Below are 2,790 nucleotides of genomic sequence, written 5' to 3' on the forward strand. Positions count from 1 at the left end.
GATGTATACTAACATATACAGCACAAATTGTCATGCTAAGAGTGATCCCTGAGCCTTAGCTAAAGAGTCGTGCTTCGCTGTTTCTATACTGGTCGGGTTTCATCCCGTCGGTAAAACCGAGGGTCTTTACCCGACATTGCAGATAACTAGGGGGTGGGCAAATCAAACAAGACTTGAGTCATATAGGTTTCGGCCCAAGCGTCCCCAAAGGCTTTTTCTAACACTCTTCGAGTTTTATCGTTTAAACGCTGTTGAGTGCAATAGTGATTTTGTCCTTGCCAGTTCAGTTGACGGGCTTGGGGGCTGAGGGGTTCAGCTTGGATGGCTTGTCGGCAGTGGAGGGTGAGGAAGTCTTGTACACACTGAATAAATTGCTGTTGTTCCCCTTCGTCGGCTGGACGCACAAACAGACAAAAGTCGGAGAAAATCGCACCCCACGGGGGCAGTTCCCGAGGTTGGCTAAAGGGGGGACGGGGTAGGGCTTCTAGGCTTTTTTGGTAGGGGGCGGGGAGTTGACGATGGGGGAGGGTGGGGGAGAGGTCAACAATGGCGGCGCTGATTTGCCCTCGTCCTCCGACAATATCACTGCCAAACATGGGCAGGCTGAAATCTAGCCGGGGAAACATGACACAGTGAAGGATGTCTAGGTTGTTGCCTACTTTGGCTAGTTCTAGGTGAAGTTTGCGGAATTGGGGGGTTTGGTGACATCGGTTTTCAATGCGTAACCGTTCTCCTTCTAGTTTGCCTTCTACATAGCCTAATCCTTCGGGGAGTTGATAGGGTGACAGTTGAAGCTCGGTTTCCCAAGTGGTGATGATGACATCGGCGAGTTGACGGATGAGGGGGTGGAGATCATCACGGAGGCTGGAGGGAGGAACGCTGGAAGATGTCATGATGTGCTGGAGAGTGTGAATAGGGGGCAAGTCTACAGTGAATCTAGATCAACGATATACTGAGATCGCCCCCTTGTCATGTTGATTTGTTTCGGGAGGAGCGATAATGTTTGGTTTAGGTTGGCCGGAAGTGGTGGTGATTGCGATCGCCGGATTGTTGATTTTTGGACCGAAAAAAATCCCCGAAATGGGAGCAGCCCTAGGAAAAACCCTCCGGGGATTTCGCGAGGAACTTGATAGTTCCCCCAAGGAGGAGGAGGAGGAACTCTAGATTCTTTGGACAATTGAGAATTCTCAATTCTCAATTCCCCTACCCCCCTTGACCCTATGAAGACAATCCCCCTAGGGAGTTGACACTCCAAAGAGAATTTTCACCACTTGACCCCCTTCTAAATCCAAAGTCAGTGTCGGGCCGGAGTTGGTGAGGGGGCTAGTTTCATCGTAGACAATCCGCGTCTCGTTCTGCTCACTAATCCGATTCTGGGTAACTTCCCCTTTGGAGAGAATCCAGCCCAATTTCTTGGCCGCCTCCACGGTCATGGGCTGGTGGGGTCGAAACACAGCGACCGCGCCTTCTGTACCATAGGCTGCCATCAACAGTAGCCCATCGGCAAATTCATAATCTCGGCTATAGGTGCAAACATTAGAACCAATAACCTCTTTTACCGGATAGACTGTACAGGCCTCACCCCACCAGGGGATTTGCTCATAAAGGTCACTAGAAAAACGTTGATTTTGATAGCGTGTCGAAAGGGAGATCATCGGGCCCCCGTCCACTAATTGCGGGGTATCATCGGGAGTATTGGCCACTTCCGCCACCGAGACGGAACCCGACGGCACAGAAGAGGTTTCCCCTCGCGTAACAGGAGCATTGGGTTGAGAGGAGTTAGCCCCGGGGGTTCGATTCTCACTGGGGTTTTCCGCTCCCGGTGCCCCAGCAACAGGACGATTCTTGCCCAAATCTACGTTAATTGTGCAACCCATCCCCCCCAACAGCAGGAGACAAAGCAATCCCCACGGCGCTATGTTGGCTCGATTCACCGCCCTAGAAACTACAGGAAACGAAATCATTTCAGTTTTGTCCTTACACAAAATGATTGAAATATTCTAAAACAATATAGACCTTTTAACAGAAACGGCAGCAAAAGGAGTGTCAAAGACTTTGAGCGGACTTCGACTTGCAATCACTTCAGCCCATCCGGTGCAATTTCCCAAGCTTTGCCTTCAGATTTTAGGCGGGCTGGGACTAGCTGGAGTGGCTTTAGCGGGGTATCTGACCGTCAGAATTGCGATCGCCACCTATCAAGCCCCCCAACCTCAAGCCATCCTCACCCTAGGAGGAGACTTTGACCGAGAATACTTTACTGCCCACTTTGCCCTCTCCCGTCCCGATTTAGACATTTGGATCTCCTCCGGTGGCCTCCCCCAAGACCTCTCCCAGCAATACTTTCACGACCTAGGCATCCCAGAATCTCGCCTACACTACGACCAACGGGCAGTAGACACCGTAACCAATTTCACATCCCTTGTTCACGACCTCAAACAACAGGACATTCAACATCTTTATCTCATTACCTCAGACTTTCACATGAGACGGGCTAAACTCATTGCTGCCCTCGTCCTCGGCAGTCACGGAGTCATTATCACCCCCGTCTCCGTCCCCACCCGCACCCCCCCAGAATCCCCCATCCATATTCTCCGGGATGGCCTGCGGGGAGTCCTCTGGATATTCACCGGACGCACCGGGGCGAATCTCAACCCCACCCTCCTGTTGACCAAAAATAATGGGTTTCAAGCCCCGCCCTTCCAGGGCGGCATTAGGAGTGCTACAATGATACCAAGCAAGCCAGTGTCAAACAATGTTTGTTCTCGAATACAAGGTCAAACCCAAACCTTA

General features: G+C 51.4%; 4 protein-coding genes. 2 read left to right on the forward strand and 2 right to left on the reverse strand.

Going from position 1 to position 2,790, the window contains the following annotated elements; genetic code table 11:
• Positions 1–146 precede the first annotated feature (146 nt).
• Entirely contained in the window at positions 147–893 is a 747-nt protein-coding gene (locus K4A83_RS22455; protein WP_265266946.1) for a phycocyanobilin:ferredoxin oxidoreductase, read from the reverse strand.
• Positions 894–999: 106 nt separating this feature from the next.
• Here K4A83_RS22455 and K4A83_RS22460 point away from each other — a divergent pair, with 106 nt between their 5' ends.
• Positions 1,000–1,164: a twin-arginine translocase TatA/TatE family subunit gene (locus K4A83_RS22460; protein WP_265266948.1), complete on the forward strand. Its 165-nt coding sequence runs from the start codon at positions 1,000–1,002 to the stop codon at positions 1,162–1,164.
• A 71-nt stretch (positions 1,165–1,235) separates the two neighbouring features.
• Here K4A83_RS22460 and K4A83_RS22465 read toward each other — a convergent pair whose 3' ends face one another.
• Positions 1,236–1,964: a hypothetical protein gene (locus tag K4A83_RS22465; protein WP_265266949.1), complete on the reverse strand. Its 729-nt coding sequence runs from the start codon at positions 1,962–1,964 to the stop codon at positions 1,236–1,238.
• A gap of 91 nt (positions 1,965–2,055) precedes the next feature.
• Between K4A83_RS22465 and K4A83_RS22470 the strand changes: the two genes are divergently transcribed.
• Positions 2,056–2,790, forward strand: a 735-nt coding sequence (locus tag K4A83_RS22470) for a YdcF family protein (protein ID WP_265266950.1), incomplete at its 3' end; no start/stop codon positions are given.

The organism is Spirulina subsalsa FACHB-351 (genome assembly GCF_026130165.1).
Taxonomy (GTDB): Bacteria; Cyanobacteriota; Cyanobacteriia; order Cyanobacteriales; family Spirulinaceae; genus Spirulina_A; species Spirulina_A subsalsa_A.

Excerpts from the sequence above, each read along its gene's own strand:
- K4A83_RS22460 (WP_265266948.1), top strand. The coding sequence starts at position 1,000 with ATGTTTGGTTTAGGTTGGCCGGAAGTGGTGGTGATTGCGATCGCCGGA.
- K4A83_RS22455 (WP_265266946.1), bottom strand. The coding sequence starts at position 893 with ATGACATCTTCCAGCGTTCCTCCCTCCAGCCTCCGTGATGATCTCCAC.
- K4A83_RS22465 (WP_265266949.1), bottom strand. The coding sequence starts at position 1,964 with ATGATTTCGTTTCCTGTAGTTTCTAGGGCGGTGAATCGAGCCAACATA.